Here is a 25,961-nt window from a genome sequence, read left to right on the forward strand (position 1 = left end):
TCAGATGTAGTCGGTGGGCGGCTGGCCAGGGTACTGAGGACGCCTTCCGTGCTCCGGTGCTGAGGGCTGCGGAGCCGGGGACGGCGAGGGGCGGGCACCGGTGTTCCAGGCGCCCTGCTGCTGGAACGGTGCCTGGTGCGGGAACTGGGGCCGGTTCTGGGGCCACCCTTGCGGGGCGGGCGCTGCGGGGGTCGGCTTGCGCCGTGAACGGAGCGCGGTGACGAGGGAGATGATCGCCGACCCGGCGAGATGGGCCGCGGCACCGAGCCCGAAGATCACCAGCAACGACTCGATCCGTCGGTCCTTCATCTCCCAGCGCCACTGATCCTGCTCCAGCGCGACGGCGGCGTCGTGCGTCGTCTGTGCGACCCGGAGCCGCTCGAGCAGTTCCGAGTTCTGGTGGCCGATGATCTCCAGTTGGTCGTTGGTGAGCCAGCCGTTGACCACCTGCTGCTGCGGGGCTCCCTTGGCGAGCTTCTCGTTGCTGTCGGCCATCGAACGCGCCTCGGCCAGGGCCTCGTAGTAGTTGATCCCCGAGTTGATGGCGGGGGCCGCCTCCGCCTCCGGGAAGGGTGGAAATGGCCGCGTGATCACGAGCACGACCGCGGCCGTGACGGCCAGCCAGACGATGAGGCGGTAGACGGGAAGGGCGATCCCGGAACGGGGCTCGGACATGGGGTGCTCCTGGTTGCGACGGTGCAGGCTGAGGCCGATCGTAGCCACCATGTCTGGATCCTCTCGTGCGGGGAGAGGGGAGCGCGTCCGTGCATCGTCGGGTGGGGCAGTGATGTGCGGCGTCGGACGTGGCACGCGGTCAGTGGTGGGTTCTGACGCCGAGCGCCTCTGGGCGTCTTCCTACCGGTTGTAGGCCGCGGGCTCTGCGTCCGGGTACTGCGCGTCGAGTTCGTTGAAGTACGCCAGCGCCGAGGACAGGGCGTTGGTGATGTGCAGGGTGAGCTGGTCGTCTGTCGCTCCGTGCTGGAAGTCGCCCGGGTGCCTGGTGGAGACGCGCAGTCCGCCGTCGCCCTGTTCGACGGAGATATGCGGATAGAGCCTGCTGGCGTGGACGTCGTTTGCGCTCGGCCTCTGCTGCCCCTTTCCTCGCCTGAGGCCCTGCCTCAGACGTAGTCGGTGGGTGGTTGGCCCGGGGACTGGGGACGGCGTGCGGGGTCGTTCGTGGGGCATCTACCCAGGAGCGGTTGGCTTCAGGTAACCGTCCGAGCGTCAGGACCGCGCCACTCGCAAGATCGACTCGCGGACCTCGGTGACGATGCGGGCGACGATGCCCCGGAGTGGGCCCGGGACGGTGAACCTGTCGGTGCCGGTGCTCCGAAGCAGCCCGATCGTGGCCAACTCACGCAGGTGTTCGATGCCGACCTGGCGGAATGGTTCCAGCAACTCGCGCGAGGGGACGGAACCATGGGCGAGAAGCAGTTGGGTTCCGGGTAGCTCGGCGAGTTCCGCGGCGAGCGCCTGCCCGCCTTCGATGTCCTCGAGGAGTGTGGACATGAGCAGTTCGAGGGCGCTCATCGTCATGGTGAGAGTCGCGATGTGATCGTCCAGCCCGTAGCCACCCAAGGCGAGCACCCCCAGGTCAACGACGAAGCCCGCCCGCAGGTCGGCCTCGTTGAACGCGCCAGATTCTGCCTCGTCGCCGGGCAGCACGCGGGTGCCCTTGACCTCGATCAGGCGGCTGTCCAGCAGTGCTTCCCACCATATGGCCAGCGTGGGGATCTCAGTCATGCTGCGAACGCGGAGGATGTGGTCGGTGGGGCGGTGAGACCGGCTGTTCACGCCTTTCGCTGCGATACCGATGAAACCCGCGACCCGCTCGATGTCGGCACGACGCAGCGATCCTTTGTCAGTGAGTGGTTGTCCCTTCCCGATCCAGTCGAGGAGCGGTCCGATGCCCTTCACGACGGGCAGGTCGGTGACAGCGACCGTCTCCTCGTCGGTCCCGGACGGCGACATCGCGAGATACAGCAGTTCCCCCAGTTCATCACCCAGGAGATTCGTGACGGTCGCATTGGCGACTGTCCACAAGTCTGTGGCCACTCCAAGCGAAATCCGGAAGCGCGTGTAGGCCTCAAGCGTGTAGAGGTAGGCGTCGACGTCCAGTTCATCCTCGAGTTCCAGTACCCGATCGACGATGGATGCCATGTGCGTCGGCTTCCTGAGGTCGAGCTTTGCCTCACCGGCGAGATCGATCAGGTCCCGAAAGGCGATCATGGCCCCGTCCAAGGCCTCGGATGGCGTGCCCTCTTTCTCAAGGAAGCCCTGGAAGCCCTTGACCATGCGTCGTGCCGACGAGGACAGTCGCGGCGAAGCAGGCTGCCTGCGTAGCCCGGCCCGGTGGGCTCCCAGGATCCGCGAGGCCATGGACTCAATGCTGACTCCCTCGTCCTCGGCGGCCGCGATGAGGTAGGAACAGACAGCTAGCGCAGCCCCGTGCAGCACGGCCTTGCCCGCATGAACGCGGATCAGGACGGTGGTGCCGTTGAAGGCCTCGCCGGCGCGCGCGAACTTGAGTGCGTCCTGCGCTGCGGCGTAGGCCGCCTTGTCGGGGTACCACTCGGCGATGAACTCGAGCTGGCGTCGATTGAGGCACCAGGAGTCGAGCAGCCCGAGCGAGACGCCGATCACCTGAGCCACCGTCGGCAGCCCCGGTAGGGGATCGGAGGGCACAACGGTCAGGAACTGCTGGGCCGCTTCGGCTCCCTCGAGACTGAACACCCTCGTGAATTCGGAGAGCACCGCGAGTGCCAGCTCCCGGTCCGGACCAACCGGTGTGCTGAGTTCGAGGTTGTGACGTTCAACAGCCAGGCCCAACGCTTCGTTGGCCCTGTCGAGGTCGAGGTCAGGATCGTCGAAGTCAACGCCCTCAGCGAGGAGCAGCGGCATGAGCTGTTCCAGCATCTGCTCTGCCTGTCCAGGTCGGTGGACGATACCTGCCGCCTTCATGGCCGCCTGCACCTCAGGGTCTGCGAACGGATCGTTCATGATGCAATTCTACGAGGCCGGGCCTCGCGTCGAGCTGGCTACCGGTTGTAGGCCGCGGGCTCTGCGTTCGGATACTGCGCGTCGAGCTCGTTGAAGTAGGCGAGCGCCGAGGACAGGGCGTTGGTGATGTGCAGGGTGAGCTGGTCGTCTGTCGCTCCGTGCTGGAAGTCGCCGGGGTGCCTGGTGGAGACGCGCAGCCCGCCGTCGCCCTGTTCGACGGAGATGTGCGGATAGAGCCGGCTGGCGTGGACGTCGTTGGCTCCGAGCAGGATCTTCTCGAACTCGGTGTTGGGCACGATCCGGCCCCACGAGCCGAGGACCTGCAGGATGTCGCCCTCTCCCAGGAGGTAGATGTAGAACGCGTTGCCGTCCCAGATGGAGAGGAGGTCGCCGTCGCTGTCGACGGTGTAGCCGGCGCCCATGCGGTCAAGCGTGGCGAGCACGCGCTCGTGGGTGAGGGGTGTGACGCGGTTCGAGGCCATGACCCAACCCTAGGTGGGGGCGGATCAGGTCTGCCAGCTGCTGCGACACGCGCACACCAACCCCCCAACCCTAGGTGGGGGCGGATCAGGTGCTGCTGCCGCTGCCCTTCATCCGGATCAGGTCGAGCGCGACCGCGGTGCCGAGGATGAGCAGCCGGCTCGGCCTGTTGACCCGCGGGTCGATCGACAGCACGTAGCGGCTGTGCCCCATGAACGCCCGGCTGAACCCGGCCCACTCCTTGGTGACGCGAGCGACCTCGAAGCCGTTGTCGAGGATCTGGTAGTCGTAGTCGAAGAACCCGCCCTCGAAGCTGAGCAGGGTTCCGTCGACGCTCTGCGCCTCCACGACGGTGCGGAAGAACGTCAGCTTCTGCCTGACGGTGCCGACGGGGTTGCCGACCGGGTCGCTCAGCTCGTAGGTGTCCATGCCCCAGTTGTGCACGTCGTTGAGCCCGAGCAGGGGCGAGCCGTCGGCCTCGTAGAGTGCGAACACGCGCGGGCCGGCGAGGAACCGCGACATCCCGGAGTCCAGGCCCGCGAACTGCCCGACGACGCCGCCGTTGGCGTCGAGGATCTCGAAGTCGTTGGCCATGAACGAGGTGATCTGCTGCAGCACGAGGACGTCGTGGTCGAGGATGCTGGTCGGATATGGCTGTTCATCCATGCGGTTCAGTATGAACCGGCCGTAGGTCGGCGGGCGGCGCGGAGGAGTGCTGCGGGCCGGGATCGCCGTCGGAGGAGGGTGGGTCGCGCCCGGCGTTTGTGGGATCTCGCGGCTCCTGCCCTATACTCATCGTCGTCTCGGGGCATTAACTCAATTGGTAGAGTGCCACCTTTGCAAGGTGGAAGTTAGGGGTTCGAGTCCCCTATGCTCCACGGCGGGTGTCACAAAGAATGTGGCCCCATCGAAGCAGTAAATGGCTGGCCAGAGGTCCATCGGGGCCTCTGGCCAGACCTATCTCACTACTTCTGTACCTCGGCAGCCGGGCTGGGCCTCCGCGCGGCCTGTTTCGAGGGCCCTTCGCCGCTCGAAGACGCCATCGCCGTGGGTGCTACTTCGTCTGGACGCTTCTCTTGCCGGGGGACTTGGCTGTCCGCTTCACCGTGACCCAGGGCGTCGTCGTGGGCCCGGTGCGCTCAGAACCGGGTGGTGCCTGAGCGCGTCGCGGCCTGGTGAACTTGCGTTGGCGGTGCAGCGCCTTGGTGGGCCGTGCCTGAGGCAGGGGCTCGATCAGGGCGTCATCTGCGATCTGGGGCGGAGTGCCCACGTCGTAGCCATAGCGCGTCATCAGCAAGGAGGCGTTGACCGCAGCGAGGATGAACGACAGCAGGATGCCGTTGCGCTCAGTGCCCCGCACACGGGTCGAGTGTCGCATCAGTCGGGCGTGGTGCGTCTTGACGCAGGCGTTGGTCGACTCCACGGCGGAGCGGCGACCGTAGGACGCCTTCCACTTCGTGGTGCCGTAGAGCAGCCGCTGACGGAGGTTGAGCAGGTCGTCGGGACCGAGCGTCACCGTCGTGCCGCACGAACAGGAGGTTCCCCTGACACATTGCGTCGTCGGATAGCGGGAGGGATCGAGACGCATCGACTTGGAGTGGTTGGCGCAACGCATCGTGCCTGAGAGCACGGGGTCTCGGTAACGCTGTGTGCCCCGCTCGTAGTTCGGCGCTCCCATGGGAGTGAAGGCGTGGTACTTGCGCCGGTCGTACTGCTCGGCCAAGAGTGCCTTGGCTTCGGCGCTCATGCCGAGTGCATAGCCGCCCAAGGTCCGCAGGTCAGCGGGCAGGGTGTCCTTGTACAGGCCACCGTCCACGAAGACCGTGCCGGGAATGGGGCCTGGCCTCCGGGTGCGCTGGTTCTTGTGGAGATCAAGGACCTGCTCGACGCCCCGGGACCACACCTCGCGTGCCCACTGCTCGGTGTCGAGGTAGGTGTATCCACGGTCGACCAGGACCGTGGTGGGTTTGCGGTCGGCAGCGATCATGGCGTCGATGAGCGCCAGCCCACCCTCCGCCTTGTAGGTGCCAGCAGGGAAGAGGGATGCGCCCCGGATCAGTCCCGGTCTAGCCTGCCCGCCGACCTCGGGAACATCCACCGAGAGGTGCAGGTCCCACCCGCAGAAGACACCCTTGCGGTTCCGGTTCTTCCCTGCCCGGTATCCGTCACGGGCGTCGGGGTCGACGGTGTGCTGATGCCGCCCGTCAGCACCTTGAAGGGGCCAGCCCGGCTCGTTCTTGGGTGCGTCGCCTTCCAGCGCGTCCAACTCGGGCAGGGAGTCTTCGGGGATGTCGGCCTTCATGAGATGCTTCCACGACCGTCTCCGGGCATGGGCCTCGTAGTCGGTGGAGTCCACAGCCTGAGCGTCAGTCTGGGCGATCTGGGGCGGGATGAAGTCGCTGGCCAGGGAGGTCATGAACTCCGCCAGACCCATCCCCAAGCGGGCGTCGGTGACTTCGCCCGTCCCCTCGTCGATGCGTTCCTTCATGGCAGTGCTCAGTTCGGTAACCGCCTGCTCGATAAGGGCGTAGGACCACAATCGTTCGATCCCGAGCACCTCCCGTTGAGCCGGGGTGAGTCGAACGACCACCTGCGCGGCATCAGAGAGCAGGAGTTCCCCGAAACCTTCGAGGGCCGCGATCTGGAGCACGGTGAAGAGGGCCTCATAGGTGTAGGACCGCTTGCGTCCTCGGTGAGCGGTCATGTCCTGTTGGCACTGCTGGGTCACCCGCGAGGCTCGGACGATGGCCAGCGCGCGATTGAACGTCGAGGTGTCGACGGGTCCGGTACGCCACCTCATCGACGCACCAGCCCGGCAGCCGCGAACAGGTATTCGTCGTGCTCGATGCGCTGTGCCACGTAGGGAGCGATGACTTCCAGCGACTTGGAGGACACGGTGCCCGCGATGGTCATGAACTCACTGATCCGCAGGTTCTGGGCGAGGACGTCTGCCATCCAGGTCGTCCGGAGCCGCGCAGGGCGGAAGGCCAGCCACTCGGGCCACTGCACGTTCTGGCGCAGTGCCCCCAGCGGGTCCTTGGCCGTCTCCTTGTGCACCCCGACCAAGGGCTCCTCCGGGTAGCGGTCGCACAGGTCGAGCAGGTGCTCGACGTACTGGCTGCGTACGGGCACCACTCGGTCCTCCAGGAGGATCACGACCAGTCGTGGGTCCTGGGGATGCGCCTTGACCGTCTCGGCGGTAACAGCCAGCATCTCGCCGGGCTTCACACCCGCACCCAGGCCCAGCGTCAGCATCGCCGTGGCCACGCGCTCGCGGTGGTCCGTGGCCTGAGACTTCGCTGCGGCCCAGAGCGCCTCCACCTCCTCGGCACCGTAGGGCGGCTGGATCGTGTGGTTGGTGGCGAACGGCTTGGGCGGCGGAGGCCAAGGGGCCTTCTTGGTGCAAGCCGCACCGACACGACGGAGATAGCCACGGCGCGTCGATTGGGTCTCGGTGGCCAGGTGCCTCAGCGCCGTCGCGCAGTATCGCTCAACGTAGTCGGGCACGAAGATGCTCTCCAGGTCGAGAGAGAGCCCCTCGCGGTGAGCCCACGCCAGGAAGTGGGCCACAGTGCCCAGACAGTGGTGAGCCGAGGCCACCGATACGTAGTCAGCCGCCCTGGAGGCCGTGATCGCGACCGGGCGCACGATCTCCCAGACCTCGGCAGGCATAAGGTGCGCAGCCGGGCGATAGTTGGCGAACACGCCTTCGGGGGTCGTCACGACGACGCCTCCGATGACGCGATGCTTGGGCACGGCCTACCTCCGTTGTGTTTTTGGGGCCTATAAGACCCATCGGCACAACTATAGTAAGGAACCCCGACAATCCTGGAATCGAGAGCGGCTGGCTCTAGGCTGAGGACATGCCCAGGTCCGGAGGAGACGCCGCCCCGCGTGAGTACGTCGCGCGTGGTCAGTGGCCCACGGGCAGGCTCCGCAAGGACGCTCCCGCCAGCGCGGTCTACGCGCAGGAGTTCGTGAACCGGCTGCTGAAGGCGTTGGAGGCCAGGGGCAATCCGTCGCTGCGCAGCATCGAGCGTGAGGCCAGGGTGAGCAGGCGGACCGTGGAGCGGGTGCTCGCAGGTGAGGTGCTGCCGGACTTCGGAGCCCTTGCCCGCTTGGAGCAGTGGCTGGAGGCCGACCTGTGGCCGGGGCAGGACCTGAGGGAACACGGACGCACGGATCACCCATCCTGATCCTCTCGCGGTCAGGTGGTCGATCTCGCGCGCCCAGATTGGGCGCGCGGTCATCGGGGCCGACGCCCCCGCATCGTGTCGGTGGGCTGGTAGATGCCCCGTCGCACCGTGCGCAGTTCGCCGCGCGCCACGAGCCGGGTGATGGCGTCCTGGACCTGCTTGGGGGTCACGTGAGGGTGGTCTCGCTGGACAGCCTGGACGGCTTTGTAGGTTGGGAACTCGGTGCTGTCCCCCAGGAGGTCGCGGAGCAGTTGGGTGAGGTTCGGGACTCCCGCTGCCCGGAGGCGCTCGTTCATGCACCCGGCGTCGTCTTGGGCACCGGGTCAGGGCCGATCAGTGAGCGCACCCGCCCCCAGTTCGCCGTCCCTGCCCGGCGCTGCTGCCGTGCCGCCAGTTGCTGGGTCCAGTCGAGCCGGGCCACGTCAGTCCGCACGCGCTCTTCGAGTTCGGGAACTTCCTTCATTGCTGCCTCCAGGGTGTCGGTCGATGGACCGACTCTGTTGGAGGCAAGGGAAGATTTCGGCATTCGACCAGGAACCTGGTCCTTGTGTAGCACCTGCTCCACAAGCGCAAGGAGATGGCCCCGGAAGTGCTCTCCGGTGAGGGGGCTCGCCTCGATCCCGGCGATCTCATCGGCTTGGGCCCAGCGAGCGCCTTGCGAGGTCAATCGGAGTGTCTCGCGAGCCATCCCTGCCGAACGGGCCACTAGGTCATAGCCCCGCCGACGCTGCCCGGGCAGGTTCTCACCCGCCGCCTGCGCGAGTACCTCGTCGTTGCCCAGGGCCGACTCGACCGCGTAGGTCAGGGCCATCTGGATCACATCCGCCAGATCAAGAGGGACGAACCGAGCGGAGAGCACGCCGTTGATCCACTCGTCCCAGTTCCGGGCCCGGTGGCGCTCGCGTGGGGCTGGCCGATCTCTCTCTATGGGAGCAACGTAGCGGAGGAGGAGGTGATGGGTGAGCCTGGCCGGCGATCTGAAACACGCCGATCCGCGTACTCATGCCGAATCATTTTCTCGGACTCCCTCGGCTCGCAAAGCGGCAATCCAGGTTGGAGGAATCGCTTAGTGAAGCACCATCGAAAGACAAGCGCGAGCCCATTCCTGGCTGGAAAGAGCGTCAAACTGGCTCTTCACAATGCAGGGTGTAGGTGGGGTTTGAATCCTCCGGTTTCGAGGAGGCTTCTGGCTATGTAGTGGGTCAGGTTCCTAAATCCCAAGGCGATCCCGCGGAGGTGTTCGAGGCGTCCGTTGATCGCTTCGGTTGGGCCGTTGCTGGTGCCTGGGCGGTCGAAGAAGGCGAGCACGTCGGCCGCCCGTCGGTGGAGGGTCCGGCCCAGGCTGACGAGCTCGACGAGGTCTCTCGGGACGCCGGTGCTGACCGAGTCGATCACGCCTTGAAGGAGGAACCGTCCAAGTTGCTTGTCGGGATTCCGGTAAGCCACGACGAGTCGTTGGTAGATACTCCATGTCGCGTAGACCTCGGTGTGCTGTTCGTCGGCGAACAGTGCCTCCAGTCGGGCGACTTGCTTGTCGGTGAGTAGATCGACGCCGGTGAGCAGGGTGCGGCGGGCGCGGTAGAGCGGGTCACCGGCGCGGCCAGCCCCGATGCCCGCAGGTGTCTTGCTGGACGCGCTGGCGGCAGCGGGTGAGCGCTTCGCCGGCGAGCCGGACGACGTGGAACGGGTCCATCACCGTGGTGGCGTTGCCGAGTTCCTCGACCGCCGCGGTCTTGTAGCCGGTGAATCCGTCCATCGCGACGACCTCGATCCCCTTGCGCCAGGCTCGGGGGCGGGCGGCGAGCCACGTCTTGAACACCTGTTTCGAGCGTCCCTCGACCATGTCCAACAAGCGCGCCGGACCGGTGCCGTCCCTGGTGGGGGTGAGGTCGATGATCACGGTGACGTATTTCTCACCACGGCGGGTATGGCGCCAGCAATGCTCGTCGACCCCGATCACCTTGACCCCGTCGAACCGGGCCAGGTCGCTGATGAGGACGCGCTGTCCTTCTGCCAGCACGGCGTCGTTGGCGGTGTTCCACGCGACGTCGAGACCGGCGGCGATCCTGGACATGCTCAGGTGTTGGACCACAAGTCCTTCCAGTCCCCAACGCAGCGCCGCGCGCGACAGCTTCGAACGCGGCTCGGCTGCGGCACTGGTGTCTTGACGCCACACCCGCCCGCACTCGATGCACCGATAGCGCCGGAGCCGCACGTGCAGCACGGTAGGGCGCCACCCCAGCGGGACATGCGACAAGAGTCGCACCACCGAGCCCCGGATGAGGCCCTGGCCGCCGCAGTCTCGGCACCAGTCGTCGGCGTCGACCGGGCGGCAGGCCAGGATCGCACGGTCGGGTTCGATGCGCTGGCCGGTGACTTCCAACCCGAGGCCGTCGAGACGGCAGAAACTAGTCAGATCAGGGCACGTGAAGGTAGCGTCGGACACGTCGAGGTCTTCCAGATGGGGAGCGTGAGAACTTCCATCTTCGGAGGGCCTCGACCCCTTCAGCCAGCCGCCACGCCGCAACCCCGAACAGCGCTACCTACACCCTCGATTGTGAAGAGCCGTATTTCCAAGGCTGTTCTGGCATGGTCCCCCTCTTCCAAGTGCCCTCAGCCTCCTGACCCAGCGGCGTTCACTACCGAAGGTGCGAGCGAGCAGGTGGATCGGTGGATCGGACACGTGTCCGCCTACTCTCGATAGCACCGACAAGCACAAGCCCGATCTCGGAGGGACCGTCATGACCCAGCACAACCCCAAGGACACCCTCCAAGCCGACCTGGAGGCGCTGGCTGAGGTCTTCGAGGCCGAGGACCGAGAAGACCGCCGCCGCGAGGCCCAGCGCCGTCGTGACGGCCTTCCCGAGCCCAAGCGGGACATCCGCACGTTCGACGGCTTTGCAGACGGCGGGGCGGCTCCCCGCGACTGACCGCCTGGTCCCGGGCCGCTACCTCTTCGTGACCCACGCCTCCTCCAGAAGCACGCTTGCAAGCGCGTACTCGCAACGGTCCCGGTCGAGATCGGGGACGAGGTGGGTGAGGTCCTGCGTGGCGCGCTCCGCTGCCCCGAAGACGGCGGAGATCAGGGTCTGCTGGTTGGTCGCTCTCATGCGCCTGGACTGTAGCCAGGCTGACCGACAACTTCAGCCACTCCAGCCGACGTTCCCTTGCTTTAACCGCCATCTAGGGTGTGCGCTTCATGCCCAGTCGGGAGGAGACTCCCACGGAAGCGACCAGCCGTCTGATGTGAACCCTTCTGGCGGAACTGAAGCGGCCCAGTAGCGCTCGAAGAACGCCTCGTCCTCCCATCGCAATGCGATGCCAAGCACCCAGCCCGAGATGGTCTTTCGCCAGTACATGACCTCTGCGCCATCAGACCGTACGGCTTGGTGAACTCCGTGCGATCCGGGCAGGCCACGCTTGATGAAGTCCCTCTCCCGATACACGCCACCCACGAGATCATCGCGGAAGTGTCCGCGCTGTCGGTGATGCCCCATGGCCGAGTTGCTCAGCAGGCGCAGCACTTCGCGCGTCTCAAAGAACTCCCGATCATCGACCCGTTTGCCGTCACCATTCACAGAATCGCTCCCAGCGTTCTCCGCTTGACGCTCGGCCTTTCGCTGATCCACGAGTTCATGTGCCTTGGGTAGAGCCCACTCAACGAGAGCGTCCATCACCGACCAGGTCTTGGCTGAGTTCACCCGGGTGTCGTAGGCCAACTCCCGCCCGTGCGCGACCCCGTGCCGGGAAAGACTTCCCGCTGCCTGGGTCTGCCTCACGTCCTCACCGTAGGTCGCTTGCAGCGCCGCCAGCCCAGCCTCGATGCTGACGAGGCGTTGTGGGTCCACCAGATCGGCTTTCGCGCTGCCCTTCGTGAAGAACTTCTTGCCCGAGGTCACGTCCATGACGATCCCCTCCAACTGCGCCTGGAGCAGCGGGATTGAGGCGTCGTAGCGACCCGCCTCGTGATGTCCCTTGGCTAGCCACAGCAGACGCGCACGATGCTCGAACAAGAGGCGCAACTCAGGGTCGGGCACCCCCATGACCCGAACGCGGTTGCAGACCCGCTTTGTCCGCCAGGCTCCTTCGCCCTCCCACTGGTCCGAGAGGAGGTCGTCAGCCTCACTACCGCGTCCCTCCCTGACTAGACCCACGGCTCGTTCAAGCGCGTCGGTCTGCATGGCCATGACCGCCCACCCGCGCGGCACGAGTGTCGTCAGCGACGCCTCGATGCCTTCGACGGTCCTGCGGTACTCAGCCCCCTCTGTGGCCAGCCGCTTCCAGTCAGCCTCAATGCCCACTCCGAGCCGAGACATCCACTCTGTGGAGTCGCTGTTGTGGATGGCAGCGTTGATCATGGCGCGGGTGCCTCCGGAGGGGTCGACAGCGCCCCACACCTGATTACGTACGGCTCGGGAGGCGGCATCGGAGTTGGTCACGACCCCATCGTGTCAGGAGGATCAGACACTCCGCTTCCCCCGGTCGGCGGGCGATGTCTCTGAGCGGGTGCCCCTGTGGACAGCCCCCACCCCAGCGCCTGTACGGTTTCCGGAAACTACCGCGTACGTCCTCCCACCGGAGGGGATGCGTAGCCCCCTGTCTGCGCATTGACTGTGACACCCACGGCCTAACTCCCTAGTCAAACGCCCTTGAGTAGGGAGTTTGTATGTTTCAGGTTGGACTCAAGTGCCCTCAGAGGGACCGAAAAGGACTCGCTAACAGCACGTTCACAGCACGCGCGGCACGGCTCGGCGCGGGGTTCTAAGGGTCATGAGACGTGGATTTGGTTGGGTCCGGAAGCTGCCCAGCAACAGGTACCAGGCTTCCTTCCCTCATCCCCTGACGCCAGGGGAGAGGATCAAGGCACCCTCGACGTTTTCGCACAAGGGCGACGCTGAGCATTGGCTCAGGATGCAGGAGCGGGCCATTGAGTGAGAGAGGGGAGTGGCTTTCCCCCGAGGAAGTCGAGGCCCGACGGCCGAAGCTGCGAACGCTTCAGGAGACCTATGACCGGTTCCTGGCCCAGCGCCCGCGGCCGCTGGCCCTGTCCACGCTTACCGCGTATGAGCAGGACTGGCGGCTGCGGATCGTTCCCCACTGGGGCGCCGAGCGTGACGTGAAGACCATCACCCACGACGACGTGTGGCAATGGCGCCAGGGCCCGCTGGGTGCTGAGCGACGCCGTGATCGGTCGACGTTGGCCTTGTTCAGCGAGTTGCTGGCGAAGGCGGCGCATTGGGGATGGATCGACAAGAACCCCGCCGCCGGCGTGGGCATCCCGCGACAGACGAAGGCGATGGAGCAGCGTCACGTGTTCGACCTGGACGATGTACGATGCTATCTGCAGGCCGCCGAACCCCAGCACGTGGCGATGTTGGCCACGGTGGCATTGGGCGGGTTGAGATCGGGTGAAGTCCGAGGTCTGCGGCGGATGGACCTCGACCTCGAGGGGCGGCGGATCCTCGTGCGCCAGGCGATCGAGCATGGCAAGGACGGCGATGCCTACCGCGTGGGTGTGAAGGTTCCCAAGACGTCGGCCTGCATCCGCTCGCTGCCCATGTCGTCCACCTTGGTGACGATCCTGCAGGATCACCTGGCGCTGCATCCACGGTCGCCGGAGCAGCTCGTGTTCACCGTCGCGGATGGCAAGCCGATGGGGCCGGCGGCATAACAGGGCGCTGGCCAACATGGGGTTGCGGACCCCGGAGGCGGAGCGGCGCCGATTGTGGCGGAAGGGTCTTCCTGTGCCGAAGGAGGACCACATCACGCTGCACGATCTGCGTGCTTCGTACGCCGCGTGGCTCTTCAGCGAGGGATACACGATCGCGGAAGTCATGCTGCTGCTGGGGTGGAGCGACTCGCGGATGGCGCTTGAGGTCTATAGCCGCGTCTTTCCACGACGAGTCGAGAGCGTCGGCCCCAAGCAGGATGAAGCCCTCAAGGGCCTTACAGTGGTCGTGGCCTGAAACATGGCCGCGCACCAGCGTGAATCACCGCTCCTAGCTAGATCTGGAGGGCCGGCTGCGCCGACACGCGCCCGGATGAATCAATACGTATCCAGATGAGTCGATCTGAGGACGGATTGTTTCACCAGGTCTTGGGGTGTCCCACGGGGACGTTTGGGGGGCCGGGGCGGGGCAGTCATCGCCGCGGACCTCCGGTGTGTCGTGACGGACGTCGTAGTGTTCGGGCCGCGGCCGGGAGATGGCTGATCGACGTGCGGCCGACGGCGTGGCGTGGGTCGTTCAGGTGGTCGACTGCCAGAGTGCGGCTGCGGGGAGTCCGTAGAGGCGGTTGGCGAACTGGTAGCCGGTGTCCGACATGCCGACGACGACGCCTGCAAGGAACCGGTCGCCGAGTTTTTCCTTGAGGAATCGCAGGCCTGCGAAGTGTTCCGCCCGATAGGTCGAGGAGGCCTTGACTTCGATGGCGATGATCCGTCCGTCGTCGAGTTCTAGGACGAGGTCCACTTCTACGCCGTCGCGATCGCGGAAGTGGAACATTTGGTAGTCGCTTTCACTCCAGGATTGTTGTTTGAGCAGCTCGCTGGCGATGAACGCTTCGAAGAGGCCCCCGATGGAGTCCGAGGTGAGTGGCAGGAGTTGTTGCTCGGTCTGCCGATTCAGCCGGAGGGCGAGCGCCGAGTCGCTGACGAACGCTTTCTGTCGACCTATCTCGCGTTTGGTCAGGTTGGGAGTCCATGGGGGAAGTTCATCGACCAGGTACAGCGAGCGCAGGACGTCGAGGTAGGCGGTGATGGTGTTGGGAGGGATGTCGGCACCGTCGGCGATGCGGGCCTTGACCAGTTCTCCGCCTTGATTCGCGGCCAGCAGCGACATCACTGAGCGCAACCGTCGGGTCTGGCCGCCGGATGGAAGCAGTGTCGCGTCACGTTCCAGGACGCGGTCGAGGTAGCTGTCGAGCCAGGCGTGTCGTAGCTGCGGGCGGAGTCCGCGGGTGTCGGGGTAGCCGCCCTGGGCGATGGCTGCGACGTAGTTGCCCCGGGTCCATGGGGTGGAGAACCGATGGGGTTGTGTCCGGACCCGGAGGGAGGTGACGAAGTCTTCCGGGTGGCCGGCCAGTTCTCCCTGGCTCAATCCGCGCAGGCGGAGGGTGGCTGCCCGGCCGGCCAGGCTGTCGGTGCGACCTTTGACCGTGAGCAGGTCGGCCGATCCGGTGAGTAGGAACCGGCCGGGCTGCCGGTTGCGGTCAATGCTGGCTTTGATCGCGAGCAAGAGTTCGGGTTCGCGTTGCACCTCGTCGATGACCAGTATTCCGTCGGGGCATTGCTCAACGAACGCGGTCTCGTCGGCGACGGCGGCGTCTCGGGTGCGCCGATCATCGAGTGTGACCACGACGGCGTTGCGTCCCTCGACCAGCTGCCGGGCAAGCGTGCTCTTGCCGACCTGGCGGGAGCCTTGGATGACCACTGCCGGGAACGCTGACAGCAGGTCGCGGCCGACTGCGACGGTCTTGCGCGGGAGGAGAAGGTCCATGGCGCGACCCTAGCCGCACATCGGCGATATTGCGGCCTTGGATCCGTAGATTCGCGATCACGCTTTCGTACTTTCGCGAAGCTCGGCCTCCGCCTGTCCCAGTCCAATCGAAGAACCGCCGCAGTCAGATGGCCCCTCTCACGCTGGGTGTCGGTCGTGGGGGTTCATAGGGGTATGAACGAGAGGATCCTTGATGAGCACTCGTAACACCTCAGCCCCTACACCGAAGGCGGGCGCGCGACGGTGGGCCTCCCTGAATGAAGCTGCTGAGTACCTTCGTGCTCATCCCAAGACCTTGGCCCGACGCTTCAGCGACGGTTTGTTGATTCGGTACCGGGTGGGACGCCGGGTGATGGTCGACTTGGATGAATTGGACGAGCTCGTGGTCGCGAGCGCTGGCGGCCTCAAGACACTGACCGGTTGACTGTTGCCCTGGCGTGGCGAGCGCGGCGCTCGGGCTCGGTCTCAGGTGGCCGCTTGACGACGTGACCTGACGGACGGAGCGACAGACCGATGCCGCGGTGGTCCTCAAGGGCTGACTGATGGGCGTCATGTCAGCGTCTCCAAGGCCGCGATGAGGGGACCCTGCGAGCGGGGGAGTTGCCTCGCGAGTGCGATGAGGCGGTTGGGCTCGCCTCCGCGGCGGAGCCACTCTTTGAGGGCCTCGAGAGGGAGTTCGTAACCGATCGTGCCCCTCAGCCGGAAAGCGTCGACGATGGATCGCTCGGGGGTGTAGAGCCCGATCGTCTGGTCAGTGCCGGGGATGGGGACCTCTTTGCGTCCCAGATCGAAGGTTGCCGTGTGGAAGCGGTGCCAGCTGATTGCTGAGGTGCCAGCTGGGATGCGTGCTTCTCGGTGGATGGCCACATTAAGCGTGGCGGGGATTTCGTCGGTGAGGTCATGGAGGGCCAAGGCAGAGGTCAGACAGATCGTGGCTTCTGGGCGCCGGCTGGCGGCTTCGATCCATTCCCAGTCCGCGGTGTTGGCGTCGGCGGGCAGGTAGATTCCACGTGCGATGCGTTCCAGTTTGCCGTCGCGGGCGGCACGGTGGAGGGTGCTTCGGGACATCCCCTGCTGCCGCGCGGTGGCGGGTGTGAGTGGTGCCATGCCCCCGGTGCCCTCCTTGTCTGAAACAAAACGTATCCCGATAAGTCTATCTGAAGACGGTTTGTTTCACCACGTCCAGGGGTGCCCCACGGCAAAGTGTGGGCGCTCTGACGGGGCGGGGCGGTCATCGCCGGGGACTTCCGGTGGCTCGTGACGGACCGCGTAGGTGTTCGGGCCGCGGTCGGAAGGGCGGCTGATCTGTGCGTGGCTCGACGGCGTTGGTGCCCGCCGGTGCGGCATTGGGCGTGTGCTGATTGATCCGCCAGTAGAGGGCGGCCGCGGGTCGTTCTGCGGGTAGTGGTCCCTCAGCGAGCGCTCTTGCTACGAGGGCCCAAGTCGGGGTCCCAGAATCTTCGAGGAGGGCGAGGTGTCTGGCCAGCCCGGGGACACCAGGGTCGTGGTCGAGTCCCTGACCGAGGGCCCGCAGTTGCGCGATGTCGAGGCTCGGCGTCGCGGTGAGGAGGTCCCTGTCGAGCTGGTCCTGGTAGTGCCGCGCGGCCCCGGCCTGCGCCCGACCTCCTGTGGGGTGGCGGTCCTCGGGCGCGACGTCGGTGGCGGCTCGCCACACCGCCACATCGCCGAGCAGTCGGTCTGGGAGTGCCGTGTCGCTGGGTGCCCAGCTTGGGGGCGGGGCCTGCAGCGTGTCGAGGCGTACCTGGTTGGCGAGGTTGGTCACGTGCTGGGCGCGTGCTGTGAGGTAGGGACCCCAGCGTGCGTCGTCGGCTATGGAGGCTGGGATGCGGGGGAGCCACGGGAGGGGGCCGCCGGTGGGGTCGGGGATGAGTGTGGCCAGGAGGGCTGCAGGGTCGGCGATGTCGTCGAAGCGGTGACCCGCGGCGACCTCACACAACTTTTCGAGCAGGCTAGCTGTACTGACCACGGAGGTTAGGTACATGGGGATCGGCGGGTTGGCTGGACAAGGGTGAAGACCCCCGATGGGGTGTGGAACTACCACAGAACCGCACCACCAAAACAGAGGTCTTCATGTCCCACACTAACGCTGTCTTGACTCCGACGGGTCGTCTCCGTCTCGCCAGGCTCGTGGTCGACGACGGCTGGGTCCTGCGACGGGCGGCTGAACGCTTCGGTGTCTCGGTCACCACCGCCCGTCGTTGGTCCGAGCGCTACCGCCTCCACGGCCGCGCCGGGATGGTCGACAGGTCATCGCGGCCCCGTTCCAACCCCAACCAGCTGCCGCAGCGCACCGAACGACGCATCGTGGGGTTGCGGGTCACCCACCGGTGGGGGCCGGCGCGGATCGCCTACCGGCTCGGCCTGAACCCGTCGACCGTGCACAAGGTCTTGCGCCGCTACGGTTGTCCACCGTTGCGTTGGGTCGACCCGGCAACTGGATGCCGGATCAAGACCTCACGAGCAGACAAACGCCACTACCAGCATCCGGCCCCGGGCGATCTGGTCCATGTCGACATCAAGAAGTTGGGACGGATCCCAGACGGTGGCGGCCACCGCGCTCTGGGCCGCGCTGGCGGGGTCCGCAACAAGGTCGCTACCGAAGCGAACCGCCGGCCCGGCTACGCCTTCCTCCACAACGCCGTTGATGACCATTCCAGACTCGCCTACAGTGAGATCCTCACCGATGAGCGCAAGGACACCGCCGCAGGGTTCTGGAAGCGAGCCAACGCCTGGTTCAACTCCATGGGAATCACCGTTAATCGAGTCCTGACCGACAACGGCTCCTGCTGCCGCTCAAACGCCTTCAAGACCGCTCTCGGTGAGGACATCAGCCACAAACGCACTCGACCGTATCGGCCACAGACCAACGGTAAGGTCGAACGGTTCAACCGCACCATGCTCGAGGAATGGGCCTACGCCCGGCCCTACAAGTCAGAAACCGAACGCGTCGAGGCCTTCCCCGAGTGGCTGCACCATTACAATCACCACCGAGGCCACACCTCACTCAAGGGCCAACCGCCAGCCGCGCGTGTGCCCAACCTCTCCGGGCAGAACAGCTAGCGCCGTCGGTGGCCGCGAGGAGCCGTTGCCGCAGAGTTGGCCAGGCGTTGGTGTCGGTGAGGCCGGGTGCGACGTCGTCGGCTCGGTGGTCGAGGTTCTCCAGCTTGGGGGCGTGGCGGTGTTCGAGGGCGATGGTTAGGGCGTCGCGGTATCGGTTGACTGCGTCAGCGAGCCGTACGGTCGGGTCGTGGGCGTGCGCGATGTCGCTGGTGGCGGAGCGGGCGGCGCCGTCGCGGGCTAGGACGGTTTCGAGGATCTAGTGGCTCGGCGGTGAGGTCATTTTACGTTTGCGGTCGATTTTGGTGAGGATTTCCTCTGGTGTCTTGGTCCAGATGAATGGGTGCTCGCGGGTGTTCCAACCGTTGATGAAGCCCCGGTGTCGGAGGGTGTCAGATGGTTTGTGTAAGGGGTGGCTCCTGATTAGGAAGCAGACACACTGATGTCCATGATTGATAAGCAGTCTCGTGATGAACGGCGCCGTGCTCAGAGGGCGGGCGTGGAGGCGTTGGAGGCCTCTGGAGCGTTGGATGATCTCTATGCCCGTATCGATGTCGGCGAGGTCCAGTTCGATGGCAGGGATGGCCTGATCCAGCAGTTGATCAAGGCCGGCCTTGAACGCGGACTCCAGGCCGAACTGAGCGAGCACCTCGGATACGACAAGGGCGATCCCGATGCGGCGGCGTTCCCGAACTCACGTAACGGCTCCTCAGCCAAGACGGTGGCCACCAGCGTCGGTGACGTGGATCTGGCGATCCCCAGGGACCGTGACGGGACCTTCACCCCGATGCTGGTCCCGAAGGGCTCCCGCCGGGTCGGCGGGTTGGATGACATGATCGTGTCCCTTTATGCGGGCGGGATGACGGTTCGCGATATCGAGCATCATCTGGTCTCCACGGTCGGCACTGAGATCAGCCGGGAGACGATCTCCAAGATCACTGACGAGGTCGCCGATGAGGTCCTGGCCTGGCAGCAGCGCCCGTTGGACTCGTTCTATCCGGTGATCTACCTCGACGCGATCATGGTGAAGATCCGCGACGGGGCCCATGTCCGGAACAAGGCCGCCCATATCGCTGTCGGGGTCGACATGGACGGCATCAAGCACGTGTTGGGGATCTGGATCCAGGCCACCGAGGGTGCCCGTTTCTGGGCCGGGGTCTGCGCGCAGCTCGCGAACCGGGGCGTCAAGGACGTGCTGATCGTGTGTGTCGATGGGCTCAGCGGGTTCCCCGAAGCGGTCGAGGCCACCTGGCCCGAATCGACGGTCCAGACCTGCGTGGTCCACCTGATCCGCGCGGCGATGCGGTTCGTGTCCTACAAGGACCGCAAGGCCATGGCGGCGGCGTTGAAGCCGATCTACCAGGCCGTCGACGCGGACGCCGCCAGAGCCGCTCTGGACGCGTTCGCGGCCTCGGAGCTTGGGAAGGCGAATCCCCACTCGATCCGCGTGTTCGAGGATGCCTGGACGAAGTTCGTGCCGTTCCTGGCGTTCCCGCCGATGCTGCGTCGCGTGATCTACACCACCAACGCGATCGAGTCGTTGAACTACCAACTGCGCAAGGTCACCAAGAACCGGGGCCACTTCCCCTCCGACGATGCCGCGGTCAAACTCCTCTGGCTGGCGATCTGCAACATCGAGGACAAGAGGGCACGTGACCGGGCCAAGGAACGCGGCCGAGGCCGAGGCGAGAAACGCGTCGCCGAGGGACGCCTCGTCGAAGGACAAATCACCACGAACTGGAAACAGGCCCTGGCCCAACTCGCCATCGCTTACCCCGACCGCATCAACCCCTACCTCTAAACCACCCCCGGAGACCACCACTTACACAAACAACTTGACAAGCTCCGGTGTCAACGCCGGGCCAAAACTGACCCCCCTGTGCTGATTGAAAATTGACCCTGTCCCGCACCGACGTCGTAGGCATCTTCCCCGACCGCGACGCCATCCTCCGCCTCGTCGGCGCCGTCCTCGCCGAACAACACGACGAATGGGCCGAAGGCCGCCGCTACCTCGCCCTCGACGTCCTCACCCGAGCCCGCACCAAGACCCCCGCCGACCCGCAGGCCGCCGCCACGGCCCTGCCCGAACTGGAGCCCGCAGCATGACCCGACTCACCGACATCTACGGACCCGGCCACTCCCAGGCCGCCCTCGCCGCCGGCCACGAAACCGGCTGGTGGGACGAACACGGCGTCCCCGCCCCCTGGCCCGAGGACCTCCTCGATCCCAACAACGGCTGGCGCCCAGGCACCGGCCTGCCCGTCACCCTCGAACCCGGCCAACCACCCTTCTGACCGCCCCAAACGAAGGATCAGCCGTTACACCACCTCCAGGGACTTGACCGACCTGGCGGAGTTCCGCGTGGACTTCCGAGCCGAGGGCAGCTTCGGGGTGCAGCATCCCGACGTCCGTCGTCGCGCGATGGCCGGGTAGAACGGCTCCATCACCCACATTGACTTCTAGGTCAACCGCCTCATGGAGGTGCTGAGCGATCTCGGACTCCGCGAGAACACGGCGGTGCTCTTCGTCTCCGACCACGGCGACATGATGGGCGACCCCCATTTCTACCGCAGGACGGTCGGGTACGAGGGCAGCGCCCGCGTGCCGTTCCTCGTCCGCCTGCCCGGGGGCCGAGCGGTTCGTCCGAGGGTGGATGAGGTGGTCGAGTTACGAGACATCATGCCCACGGTCCTCGACATCGCTGGGGTGCCCATCCCTGCAGGCGTTGACGGCGTCAGCGTGCTGCCGCTGATGCAGGACGCAGAAGTGACGTGGCGCTCGGAAATCCACGGTGAACACGTCGCGGAGGTCTTAAGCAACCAGTCGATGCATTGGGTCACAGACGGCAGGAGGAAGTTCATCTGGTTCTCCGGCTCCGGCATGGAGCAGTTCTTCGACCTGGACGGCGATCCCACGGAATCGCGGAACCTGATCCACCAGCCGGACCGGTTCGAAGAGGTCGCGGGCTGGAGGAACAGGCTCGTGGCGCATCTGGATGGCTGGGAGGAGGGGTTCGTCAGCGACGGCAGACTCGTCGCCGACCGGCCGGTCCAGACCGAGATGTCGTGGGTCCGGGCACTGCTGGGCTGAGGCGTCGGGGCTCAGGCCACAGTCCAGCCGTGCTCCCTCTTGGACGCGAACCTTTCTTCGAGCGATCTGCCTCCCACGGTGGGGGCGGCACCCTGCCCCCAGGACTCCACGCGGATAGGTTGATCAGGCGTGCCGTATCCCCAAAGCACGACGTCGGCGTCGGGGGTGTCGGTGCCGGAGCGGAACCGCAGCACGGCGCCGGTTGCCAGTTCCACGTCCCGGAGCTGCTCCATCGAGGCGATCGGACGTTCAACCGAGCCGTCTCCCGCGTGGCTCACCGATCCGTCGATGTGGACCTCCCGTGCCTTGCCCGGGTCTGATGCCAACTGCTCCCACAGGTGGATCGCCGCAATCGTGTAGCTGCCGCGCGACGATGTCACGCGGACCCGCCAGCGTTGGGCCGTCACGGGCTCGTCGAGTGTGACGATGCGGTGCGCCCCGATGGTGCCCCCCCGTGCCACCTCGCGCCAGCCGTCCCCCTCATCGCACTCCACGATGAACAGGCGCACCGTCTGTCCTGCCCCGAGGATCTCCTCGCTCAGCCCGACGCGGCTGATCTGTCTGGGCTCGCCGAGGTCGAGTTCGATCCAGGGGTGCTCGTCGGCCGTGAAGGAGTGGCCTTTCCTGAGGTTGCCGTTGGTCATCGTCGCGACCACGGAGCCCTCCACGATGGCGTCGCGACCCAACGCGTGGTCCAGCGTGAATGCCTTGCGCCGCTCCGCCGCGAAGCCCTCCACGCTCGCCACCACGTCGGCGGAGAACTGTCCCGAGTCGGTTGGGGGCACGTTCAACAGCGTCACCGAATTGCGACCGTACGTCTGTTCGTAGTGCCGCAGCAACGTCAGTGGGGCCTTGGGGACGTCGTCGGGGTGCGCGAACCACCCGGCAGTGATGCGCATGTCGGACTCCGTCGGCCACCAGTGCAGCCTGTCAGCGCCGCCCGAGCGGGCGGCGTCGACGAGTTGCTGGTCGGATCCGAGATCCGCGGAGAAGTGACCCTGCTGGACCGGCGAGATGGCCCCCCCGTCGCCGGCGTCGGTGATCGCGACGCTGGCCCATTCGTCCTGGCGTGCCACCCCGCTCTCGTTGCCGACCCAGCGGATGTCGCGCCCTCCGACGGCGATGTTGGCGCCCGGCTGGAGTTGGTGGATCATGTCGTAGAACGCGGCGTGGTCGTAGTGTTCGGTAGCGCCTGTGTTGCCTTGGGCGCCATCGAACCAGACCTCGTGCACAGTGCCGTACTCGGTGAGGATCTCGTAGAGGGTGTTGAGGAAAAGCGCGCCGTAGTCGGTGGCATGGTACTCGAACGTCTGCAACTCCTGACCGGCCCGGTCGTCGTCGGCCGTGAGCGTGGGGATGGTCCGAGGACTGCGCTGCGACCCGTTGCCGAACGTGCCCTGCAACTCCGCGTTGGAGTCGGCGGGGGACAGGTAGAAGCCCACCTTCATGCCGTAGCGATGGGCCGCTTCGACGAACAGGCGCGCGATGTCGCCGCCACCGGAGGCCCAGGAGCTCGCCTTTACGGAGTGGTCGGTGTATCGGCTCGGCCACAGGCAGAAGCCGTCATGGTGCTTGAGCGTGATCACTGTGGTGCGGAAGCCCGCGTCGCGCAGCACCCTTACCCAGGCGTCGGGGTCGATGTCGGAGGGGAGGAACCGGCCCGGGTCCTCGGTGCCGTGGCCCCACTCCTGGTCGTAGAACGTGTTGATGCCGAAGTGGATGAAGGCGGTCAGACCCTCCTGTTGCCAGACGGCCTGCTCGGGTGTCGGTCTCAGCAGTGATGCCTTGTGGATGATGGCGGCGGGGGAGTCGCTCGGGCTCACGTTCTGGTAGTTGGCCGGGTGGAGTCCGGCAAGGTCGGCGGCCTCCGTGGCAGTGAGCTCGGTCTCGACGTCGATGACCGGAGTCGTAGGTTGCCAGCGCCACTCGGAGGACGCGACGGCCACGCGTACACCGTGGACCTCGCCGACGAGCCCTGAAGCGCCCTCGAAGTCGCTGCCGAAGCTGAACAGCGCCTGATCCGAAACCGGGCCGAACTCCAGGTACCCCATGTCCCGGCCGTCGAGACGGGCCTCCATCTGCACGGAACCTTCGTCGCTCCGGATCCGCACCGACAGCGTGTGGTGGGTATCGACGCCGAACACGTCCTCGCCGCCGGGCCAGCCGTGCCATTCGCCGCGGGCCCAGAGCATCAGGTTCAGGTGATGCACACCCAGCGTCACTCCGGAGCTTGTGATCAGGACCGCAGGGCTGACCGTCGGCTGGTCAAGTGCGAAGCGCAGTTCAACGGTCGAACCCTCGGGCTGCGCAGCGGCAGGCTCAAAAAGCAGACCCCCGTCGCCGGCCAGCCTCACGCCGGACACGGACTGCTCCTCGGCTCCGGTGATGGGGCGCAGCGTGCCCCGCATCACCTCCCCGGCCTGGGTGGTGTATTGCTTGCCCTTCACCAGCGAACCGGCGAACTCCACCTGCAACAGGTCCGGCTGTTCCCATCTTTCCATCTCGGCTCTTTCGGTTTTGGGGCTTCCTCGGCCTCATTTGTAGCGACTATAGTGGGCCGTGGCGAGACGTCACACCACTTGTGTTAGCGTTAGCACCCTTGGCCGCAGGCCTCGCCGGGACGACCGAAGTTGTGAGTCCCGAAGAACGATCGATGACGGTGGGTCAAGGACCAGCCCCGCCGGGAGAGGAGTCGAGTTGGCCGCCAAGAGCCGAACGGCAAACCGCATCACCGAGACCAGAGGGGACAAGCGCCTCAACATCACGCTTCTGGTAGTCCTCGGGGCATTCTCGGTGTCAGTGTTGTACCCGCTGATCTACGTCATGAGCGCGTCCCTGTCGGAGACGTCGGCGGTCACCTCTGGCGAGGTCTGGCTGTTCCCAATCGGATTCTCGACGAACGCGTACACGGCGGTCTTCGAGTCGCCGCTGCTGTTTCGTAGCATCCTGAACTCGTTGTTTTACGCCGGGATGGTGATCGCCATCGGCACGTTCGCGACGATGGCGGGGGGCTACGCGCTGTCGCGGCGCGACCTGCCTGGCAGGAACCTCCTCACGTTCGCGTTCATGATCACCATGCTGTTCAGCGGCGGCATGATTCCCACCTACTTGGTCGTGCGCGATCTCGGGCTGCTCAACACCGTGTGGTCCATGATCCTTCCGGGCGCGGTCAGCGTGTGGCAGTTGATCATCTCGCGTGCGTTCTTCTCCCAGACCATCCCGCATGAGCTCTTGGAGAGCGCCAAGATGGACGGCGCCTCCGACTTCACGTTCTTCTTCAAGGTCGTGTTGCCGCTCTCGGTGCCAGTCATTGCCGTCAACATGCTGCTCTACGGCGTCACCACCTGGAACGCCTTCTTTAACGGCCTGATCTACTTGACCGACGAGGAGTTGTACCCGCTGCAGCTGGCCATGCGAAACATCCTCGTCCAGAACACCTTCGACCCGGCGAAGATGGCGGGCGTGGACCCGACGAAGATCGCCGAGATGCAGGCCATCGCCGGCAAGCTCAAGTACGCGCTGATCGTGATCGCGTCGATCCCGCCGCTGTTGGCATACCCGTTCGTCCAGAAGCACTTCGTCAAGGGCATGATGATCGGCTCGGTGAAGGGATGACCCAGATGTTAAACACCAACGACGGCACCGCATCCACGGACAGCGCGCACAAGGGAGGAGCCGCCTCCGAGAGCACCATCCGGAGCAACAGGCCGGTTCCCCTCCTGAAGCGGATGGCCAGAAGCTGGCAGCTGTACGTCCTGTTGTTGCCGAGCCTGATCTGGCTCGTCGTGTTTGCCTACCTGCCGATGTACGGCCTGCAGATCGCCTTCAGGGAGTTCAACCCCATGCAGGGCATCATCGACAGCCCATGGGTGGGCCTTGCCCAGTTCGAGAGGTTCTTCGAGTCCAACAACTTCGTGCCGCTGTTGTGGAACACGATCGCGCTGGCGCTCTACGAACTGATCGCGGGATTCCCGATTCCGATCGTCCTGGCACTCGCACTGAACGCCCTTCGCCAGAAGTACCTCAGCCGTTCAGTGCAGCTGATCACCTATGCACCGAACTTCCTGTCCGTGGTCGTCGTGGTCGGCATCCTCATGATGATCCTGGACCCCCAGATCGGCGTGGTGCACCAAGTGCTCGGCGCGCTCGGAATCGATGCGCCGCAGTTCCTCACGGATCCGGGATGGTTCCGCCACGTCTTCGTCTGGTCCGGCATCTGGCAGACCGCCGGGTTCTCCGCCATCATGTACCTCGCCGCTCTCAGTTCCGTACCCCCGGAACTCCACGAGGCTGCCAAGGTCGACGGCGCGTCCCTGTTCCGCCGCATGGTCCACATCGACCTGCCCTCGATCATGCCCATCGCCGTGATCCTCCTGATCCTCAGCGTCGGCAACATTCTCAACACCGGTTTCGAGAAGGTCCTGCTCCTGCAGAACCCCCTGAACCTCACCGTGTCGCAGGTGATCGACACCTACGTCTACGAGGTGGGCCTGAAGTCACCCATACCCCAGTTCAGTTATGCCACGGCGATCGGGCTGTTCAAGTCAATCGTCGGCCTCATCCTGCTGTTGGCGGTCAACTTCTTCGCCAACAAGACCACCAAGAGCGGTCTCTTCTGAGT

The 25,961-nt window shown here is 65.7% G+C and carries 27 protein-coding genes, 1 tRNA gene and 2 pseudogenes; 14 read left to right on the forward strand and 16 right to left on the reverse strand.

Features of this window, described 5'->3' with window-relative positions:
- The 5 genes from BW733_RS07810 to BW733_RS07830 form a co-directional block, all read right to left on the reverse strand.
- Positions 1 to 726, reverse strand: coding sequence for a hypothetical protein (locus BW733_RS07810; RefSeq protein WP_077349414.1), 726 nt, complete (start codon positions 724 to 726; stop codon positions 1 to 3).
- A gap of 129 nt (positions 727 to 855) precedes the next feature.
- Entirely contained in the window at positions 856 to 1,185 is a 330-nt protein-coding gene (locus BW733_RS07815) for a type III secretion system chaperone family protein (protein WP_077349416.1), read from the reverse strand.
- A gap of 39 nt (positions 1,186 to 1,224) precedes the next feature.
- Positions 1,225 to 3,000, reverse strand: a complete 1,776-nt coding sequence (locus BW733_RS07820) for a hypothetical protein (RefSeq protein WP_077349418.1) — start codon at positions 2,998 to 3,000, stop codon at positions 1,225 to 1,227.
- A gap of 38 nt (positions 3,001 to 3,038) precedes the next feature.
- A complete protein-coding gene (locus BW733_RS07825) occupies positions 3,039 to 3,482 on the reverse strand; it encodes a type III secretion system chaperone family protein (RefSeq protein WP_077349420.1) in 444 nt (147 codons plus the stop codon).
- Positions 3,483 to 3,567: 85 nt separating this feature from the next.
- Positions 3,568 to 4,146: an LURP-one-related/scramblase family protein gene (locus BW733_RS07830; RefSeq protein ID WP_077349422.1), complete on the reverse strand. Its 579-nt coding sequence runs from the start codon at positions 4,144 to 4,146 to the stop codon at positions 3,568 to 3,570.
- 139 nt (positions 4,147 to 4,285) lie between these two features.
- Between BW733_RS07830 and BW733_RS07835 the strand changes: the two genes are divergently transcribed.
- Positions 4,286 to 4,358: transfer RNA gene (locus tag BW733_RS07835), tRNA-Ala, on the forward strand.
- A 176-nt stretch (positions 4,359 to 4,534) separates the two neighbouring features.
- Here the strand turns inward: BW733_RS07835 and BW733_RS07840 are convergent.
- Positions 4,535 to 6,280, reverse strand: a complete 1,746-nt coding sequence (locus tag BW733_RS07840) for a transposase (protein ID WP_077349424.1) — start codon at positions 6,278 to 6,280, stop codon at positions 4,535 to 4,537.
- Complete coding sequence (locus BW733_RS07845) at positions 6,277 to 7,236, reverse strand: hypothetical protein (RefSeq protein ID WP_077349426.1); 960 nt, start codon at positions 7,234 to 7,236, stop codon at positions 6,277 to 6,279. The genes BW733_RS07840 and BW733_RS07845 overlap by 4 nt, the downstream gene beginning before the upstream one ends.
- A 107-nt stretch (positions 7,237 to 7,343) precedes the next feature.
- On the opposite strand from BW733_RS07845, the gene BW733_RS07850 reads away from it, so the two are divergent.
- Positions 7,344 to 7,676, forward strand: a complete 333-nt coding sequence (locus tag BW733_RS07850; protein ID WP_077349428.1) for a hypothetical protein — start codon at positions 7,344 to 7,346, stop codon at positions 7,674 to 7,676.
- A gap of 50 nt (positions 7,677 to 7,726) precedes the next feature.
- Here the strand turns inward: BW733_RS07850 and BW733_RS07855 are convergent, their stop codons facing one another.
- The 3 genes and pseudogenes from BW733_RS07855 to BW733_RS07865 form a co-directional block, all read right to left on the reverse strand.
- Positions 7,727 to 7,972 (reverse strand): type IV toxin-antitoxin system AbiEi family antitoxin domain-containing protein, encoded by a 246-nt coding sequence (locus tag BW733_RS07855; protein WP_077349430.1) that lies wholly within the window; start codon positions 7,970 to 7,972, stop codon positions 7,727 to 7,729.
- Positions 7,969 to 8,535 carry a hypothetical protein gene (locus tag BW733_RS07860; protein ID WP_077349432.1) on the reverse strand — a complete coding sequence of 189 codons (567 nt, stop codon included), beginning with the start codon at positions 8,533 to 8,535 and terminating at the stop codon, positions 7,969 to 7,971. The genes BW733_RS07855 and BW733_RS07860 overlap by 4 nt, the downstream gene beginning before the upstream one ends.
- A gap of 275 nt (positions 8,536 to 8,810) precedes the next feature.
- A pseudogene (locus tag BW733_RS07865) lies at positions 8,811 to 10,122 on the reverse strand (ISL3 family transposase).
- A gap of 295 nt (positions 10,123 to 10,417) precedes the next feature.
- Between BW733_RS07865 and BW733_RS07870 the strand changes: the two are divergent.
- Positions 10,418 to 10,606 carry a hypothetical protein gene (locus tag BW733_RS07870; protein ID WP_077349434.1) on the forward strand — a complete coding sequence of 63 codons (189 nt, stop codon included), beginning with the start codon at positions 10,418 to 10,420 and terminating at the stop codon, positions 10,604 to 10,606.
- Between the two features lie 18 nt (positions 10,607 to 10,624).
- On the opposite strand, the gene BW733_RS18480 is transcribed toward BW733_RS07870, so the two are convergent.
- The gene (locus BW733_RS18480) at positions 10,625 to 10,786 is read right to left on the reverse strand and encodes a hypothetical protein (RefSeq protein WP_169836072.1); all 162 of its coding nucleotides are present in this window, start codon (positions 10,784 to 10,786) and stop codon (positions 10,625 to 10,627) included.
- An 87-nt stretch (positions 10,787 to 10,873) separates the two neighbouring features.
- Complete coding sequence (locus BW733_RS07875; protein WP_077349436.1) at positions 10,874 to 12,034, reverse strand: hypothetical protein; 1,161 nt, start codon at positions 12,032 to 12,034, stop codon at positions 10,874 to 10,876.
- A gap of 412 nt (positions 12,035 to 12,446) precedes the next feature.
- Between BW733_RS07875 and BW733_RS20235 the strand changes: the two genes are divergently transcribed.
- The 3 genes from BW733_RS20235 to BW733_RS07885 all read left to right on the forward strand — a co-directional run bounded on the left by BW733_RS20235 (position 12,447) and on the right by BW733_RS07885 (position 13,642).
- Positions 12,447 to 12,611, forward strand: a complete 165-nt coding sequence (locus BW733_RS20235) for a hypothetical protein (RefSeq protein WP_503487616.1) — start codon at positions 12,447 to 12,449, stop codon at positions 12,609 to 12,611.
- Complete coding sequence (locus tag BW733_RS07880) at positions 12,604 to 13,347, forward strand: site-specific integrase (RefSeq protein ID WP_077349438.1); 744 nt, start codon at positions 12,604 to 12,606, stop codon at positions 13,345 to 13,347. The genes BW733_RS20235 and BW733_RS07880 overlap by 8 nt, the downstream gene beginning before the upstream one ends.
- Positions 13,348 to 13,420: 73 nt before the next feature.
- On the forward strand, positions 13,421 to 13,642 hold the full coding sequence (locus tag BW733_RS07885; protein ID WP_161490176.1) for a tyrosine-type recombinase/integrase: 222 nt from the start codon (positions 13,421 to 13,423) through the stop codon (positions 13,640 to 13,642).
- 279 nt (positions 13,643 to 13,921) lie between these two features.
- Here BW733_RS07885 and BW733_RS07890 read toward each other — a convergent pair whose 3' ends face one another.
- The gene (locus BW733_RS07890; RefSeq protein ID WP_077349442.1) at positions 13,922 to 15,172 is read right to left on the reverse strand and encodes an ATP-binding protein; all 1,251 of its coding nucleotides are present in this window, start codon (positions 15,170 to 15,172) and stop codon (positions 13,922 to 13,924) included.
- Positions 15,173 to 15,365: 193 nt separating this feature from the next.
- Here BW733_RS07890 and BW733_RS20080 point away from each other — a divergent pair, with 193 nt between their 5' ends.
- A complete protein-coding gene (locus tag BW733_RS20080; protein WP_077349444.1) occupies positions 15,366 to 15,596 on the forward strand; it encodes a helix-turn-helix domain-containing protein in 231 nt (76 codons plus the stop codon).
- A gap of 125 nt (positions 15,597 to 15,721) precedes the next feature.
- On the opposite strand, the gene BW733_RS07900 is transcribed toward BW733_RS20080, so the two are convergent.
- Together BW733_RS07900 and BW733_RS17840 are read right to left on the reverse strand one after the other, a co-directional pair.
- Positions 15,722 to 16,279, reverse strand: coding sequence for a type IV toxin-antitoxin system AbiEi family antitoxin domain-containing protein (locus BW733_RS07900; RefSeq protein ID WP_077349446.1), 558 nt, complete (start codon positions 16,277 to 16,279; stop codon positions 15,722 to 15,724).
- A gap of 124 nt (positions 16,280 to 16,403) precedes the next feature.
- The gene (locus tag BW733_RS17840) at positions 16,404 to 17,159 is read right to left on the reverse strand and encodes a hypothetical protein (RefSeq protein WP_152024620.1); all 756 of its coding nucleotides are present in this window, start codon (positions 17,157 to 17,159) and stop codon (positions 16,404 to 16,406) included.
- Between the two features lie 104 nt (positions 17,160 to 17,263).
- Here BW733_RS17840 and BW733_RS07910 point away from each other — a divergent pair, with 104 nt between their 5' ends.
- The 5 genes and pseudogenes from BW733_RS07910 to BW733_RS07930 all read left to right on the forward strand — a co-directional run bounded on the left by BW733_RS07910 (position 17,264) and on the right by BW733_RS07930 (position 21,340).
- A complete protein-coding gene (locus BW733_RS07910) occupies positions 17,264 to 18,253 on the forward strand; it encodes an IS481 family transposase (protein ID WP_077352833.1) in 990 nt (329 codons plus the stop codon).
- Between the two features lie 439 nt (positions 18,254 to 18,692).
- Positions 18,693 to 20,051: an IS256 family transposase gene (locus tag BW733_RS07915; protein WP_152024621.1), complete on the forward strand. Its 1,359-nt coding sequence runs from the start codon at positions 18,693 to 18,695 to the stop codon at positions 20,049 to 20,051.
- A gap of 104 nt (positions 20,052 to 20,155) precedes the next feature.
- A pseudogene (locus tag BW733_RS07920) lies at positions 20,156 to 20,356 on the forward strand (transposase); the annotation flags it as partial.
- Positions 20,353 to 20,544: a hypothetical protein gene (locus tag BW733_RS07925; protein WP_077349454.1), complete on the forward strand. Its 192-nt coding sequence runs from the start codon at positions 20,353 to 20,355 to the stop codon at positions 20,542 to 20,544. The pseudogene BW733_RS07920 and the gene BW733_RS07925, both read left to right, overlap by 4 nt.
- Positions 20,545 to 20,725: 181 nt before the next feature.
- Entirely contained in the window at positions 20,726 to 21,340 is a 615-nt protein-coding gene (locus BW733_RS07930) for a sulfatase/phosphatase domain-containing protein (RefSeq protein WP_077349456.1), read from the forward strand.
- Positions 21,341 to 21,351: 11 nt separating this feature from the next.
- On the opposite strand, the gene BW733_RS07935 is transcribed toward BW733_RS07930, so the two are convergent.
- Positions 21,352 to 23,841: an alpha-L-fucosidase gene (locus BW733_RS07935; RefSeq protein WP_077349458.1), complete on the reverse strand. Its 2,490-nt coding sequence runs from the start codon at positions 23,839 to 23,841 to the stop codon at positions 21,352 to 21,354.
- A gap of 196 nt (positions 23,842 to 24,037) precedes the next feature.
- Here BW733_RS07935 and BW733_RS07940 point away from each other — a divergent pair, with 196 nt between their 5' ends.
- Both BW733_RS07940 and BW733_RS07945 read left to right on the forward strand, forming a co-directional pair.
- Positions 24,038 to 24,955 carry a carbohydrate ABC transporter permease gene (locus BW733_RS07940; protein WP_077349460.1) on the forward strand — a complete coding sequence of 306 codons (918 nt, stop codon included), beginning with the start codon at positions 24,038 to 24,040 and terminating at the stop codon, positions 24,953 to 24,955.
- Positions 24,952 to 25,959 (forward strand): ABC transporter permease, encoded by a 1,008-nt coding sequence (locus BW733_RS07945; RefSeq protein WP_237268341.1) that lies wholly within the window; start codon positions 24,952 to 24,954, stop codon positions 25,957 to 25,959. Before BW733_RS07940 ends, BW733_RS07945 begins: the two co-directional genes overlap by 4 nt.
- Positions 25,960 to 25,961 lie beyond the last annotated feature (2 nt).

The sequence above is a fragment of the Tessaracoccus flavescens genome (genome assembly GCF_001998865.1).
GTDB lineage: Bacteria > Actinomycetota > Actinomycetes > Propionibacteriales > Propionibacteriaceae > Arachnia > Arachnia flavescens.

What these genes read in the sequence shown, in the direction of transcription:
- BW733_RS07810 (WP_077349414.1), bottom strand. Translation starts at nt 726, where the DNA reads ATGGTGGCTACGATCGGCCTCAGCCTGCACCGTCGCAACCAGGAGCAC.
- BW733_RS07815 (WP_077349416.1), bottom strand. Translation starts at nt 1,185, where the DNA reads ATGCCCCACGAACGACCCCGCACGCCGTCCCCAGTCCCCGGGCCAACC.
- BW733_RS07820 (WP_077349418.1), bottom strand. Translation starts at nt 3,000, where the DNA reads ATGAACGATCCGTTCGCAGACCCTGAGGTGCAGGCGGCCATGAAGGCG.
- BW733_RS07825 (WP_077349420.1), bottom strand. Translation starts at nt 3,482, where the DNA reads ATGGCCTCGAACCGCGTCACACCCCTCACCCACGAGCGCGTGCTCGCC.
- BW733_RS07830 (WP_077349422.1), bottom strand. Translation starts at nt 4,146, where the DNA reads ATGGATGAACAGCCATATCCGACCAGCATCCTCGACCACGACGTCCTC.
- BW733_RS07840 (WP_077349424.1), bottom strand. Translation starts at nt 6,280, where the DNA reads ATGAGGTGGCGTACCGGACCCGTCGACACCTCGACGTTCAATCGCGCG.
- BW733_RS07850 (WP_077349428.1), top strand. Translation starts at nt 7,344, where the DNA reads ATGCCCAGGTCCGGAGGAGACGCCGCCCCGCGTGAGTACGTCGCGCGT.
- BW733_RS07855 (WP_077349430.1), bottom strand. Translation starts at nt 7,972, where the DNA reads ATGAACGAGCGCCTCCGGGCAGCGGGAGTCCCGAACCTCACCCAACTG.
- BW733_RS07870 (WP_077349434.1), top strand. Translation starts at nt 10,418, where the DNA reads ATGACCCAGCACAACCCCAAGGACACCCTCCAAGCCGACCTGGAGGCG.
- BW733_RS18480 (WP_169836072.1), bottom strand. Translation starts at nt 10,786, where the DNA reads ATGAGAGCGACCAACCAGCAGACCCTGATCTCCGCCGTCTTCGGGGCA.
- BW733_RS07875 (WP_077349436.1), bottom strand. Translation starts at nt 12,034, where the DNA reads ATGATCAACGCTGCCATCCACAACAGCGACTCCACAGAGTGGATGTCT.
- BW733_RS20235 (WP_503487616.1), top strand. Translation starts at nt 12,447, where the DNA reads ATGAGACGTGGATTTGGTTGGGTCCGGAAGCTGCCCAGCAACAGGTAC.
- BW733_RS07890 (WP_077349442.1), bottom strand. Translation starts at nt 15,172, where the DNA reads ATGGACCTTCTCCTCCCGCGCAAGACCGTCGCAGTCGGCCGCGACCTG.
- BW733_RS20080 (WP_077349444.1), top strand. Translation starts at nt 15,366, where the DNA reads ATGAGCACTCGTAACACCTCAGCCCCTACACCGAAGGCGGGCGCGCGA.
- BW733_RS07900 (WP_077349446.1), bottom strand. Translation starts at nt 16,279, where the DNA reads ATGGCACCACTCACACCCGCCACCGCGCGGCAGCAGGGGATGTCCCGA.
- BW733_RS07910 (WP_077352833.1), top strand. Translation starts at nt 17,264, where the DNA reads ATGTCCCACACTAACGCTGTCTTGACTCCGACGGGTCGTCTCCGTCTC.
- BW733_RS07915 (WP_152024621.1), top strand. Translation starts at nt 18,693, where the DNA reads ATGTCCATGATTGATAAGCAGTCTCGTGATGAACGGCGCCGTGCTCAG.
- BW733_RS07925 (WP_077349454.1), top strand. Translation starts at nt 20,353, where the DNA reads ATGACCCGACTCACCGACATCTACGGACCCGGCCACTCCCAGGCCGCC.
- BW733_RS07930 (WP_077349456.1), top strand. Translation starts at nt 20,726, where the DNA reads ATGGAGGTGCTGAGCGATCTCGGACTCCGCGAGAACACGGCGGTGCTC.
- BW733_RS07935 (WP_077349458.1), bottom strand. Translation starts at nt 23,841, where the DNA reads ATGGAAAGATGGGAACAGCCGGACCTGTTGCAGGTGGAGTTCGCCGGT.
- BW733_RS07945 (WP_237268341.1), top strand. Translation starts at nt 24,952, where the DNA reads ATGACCCAGATGTTAAACACCAACGACGGCACCGCATCCACGGACAGC.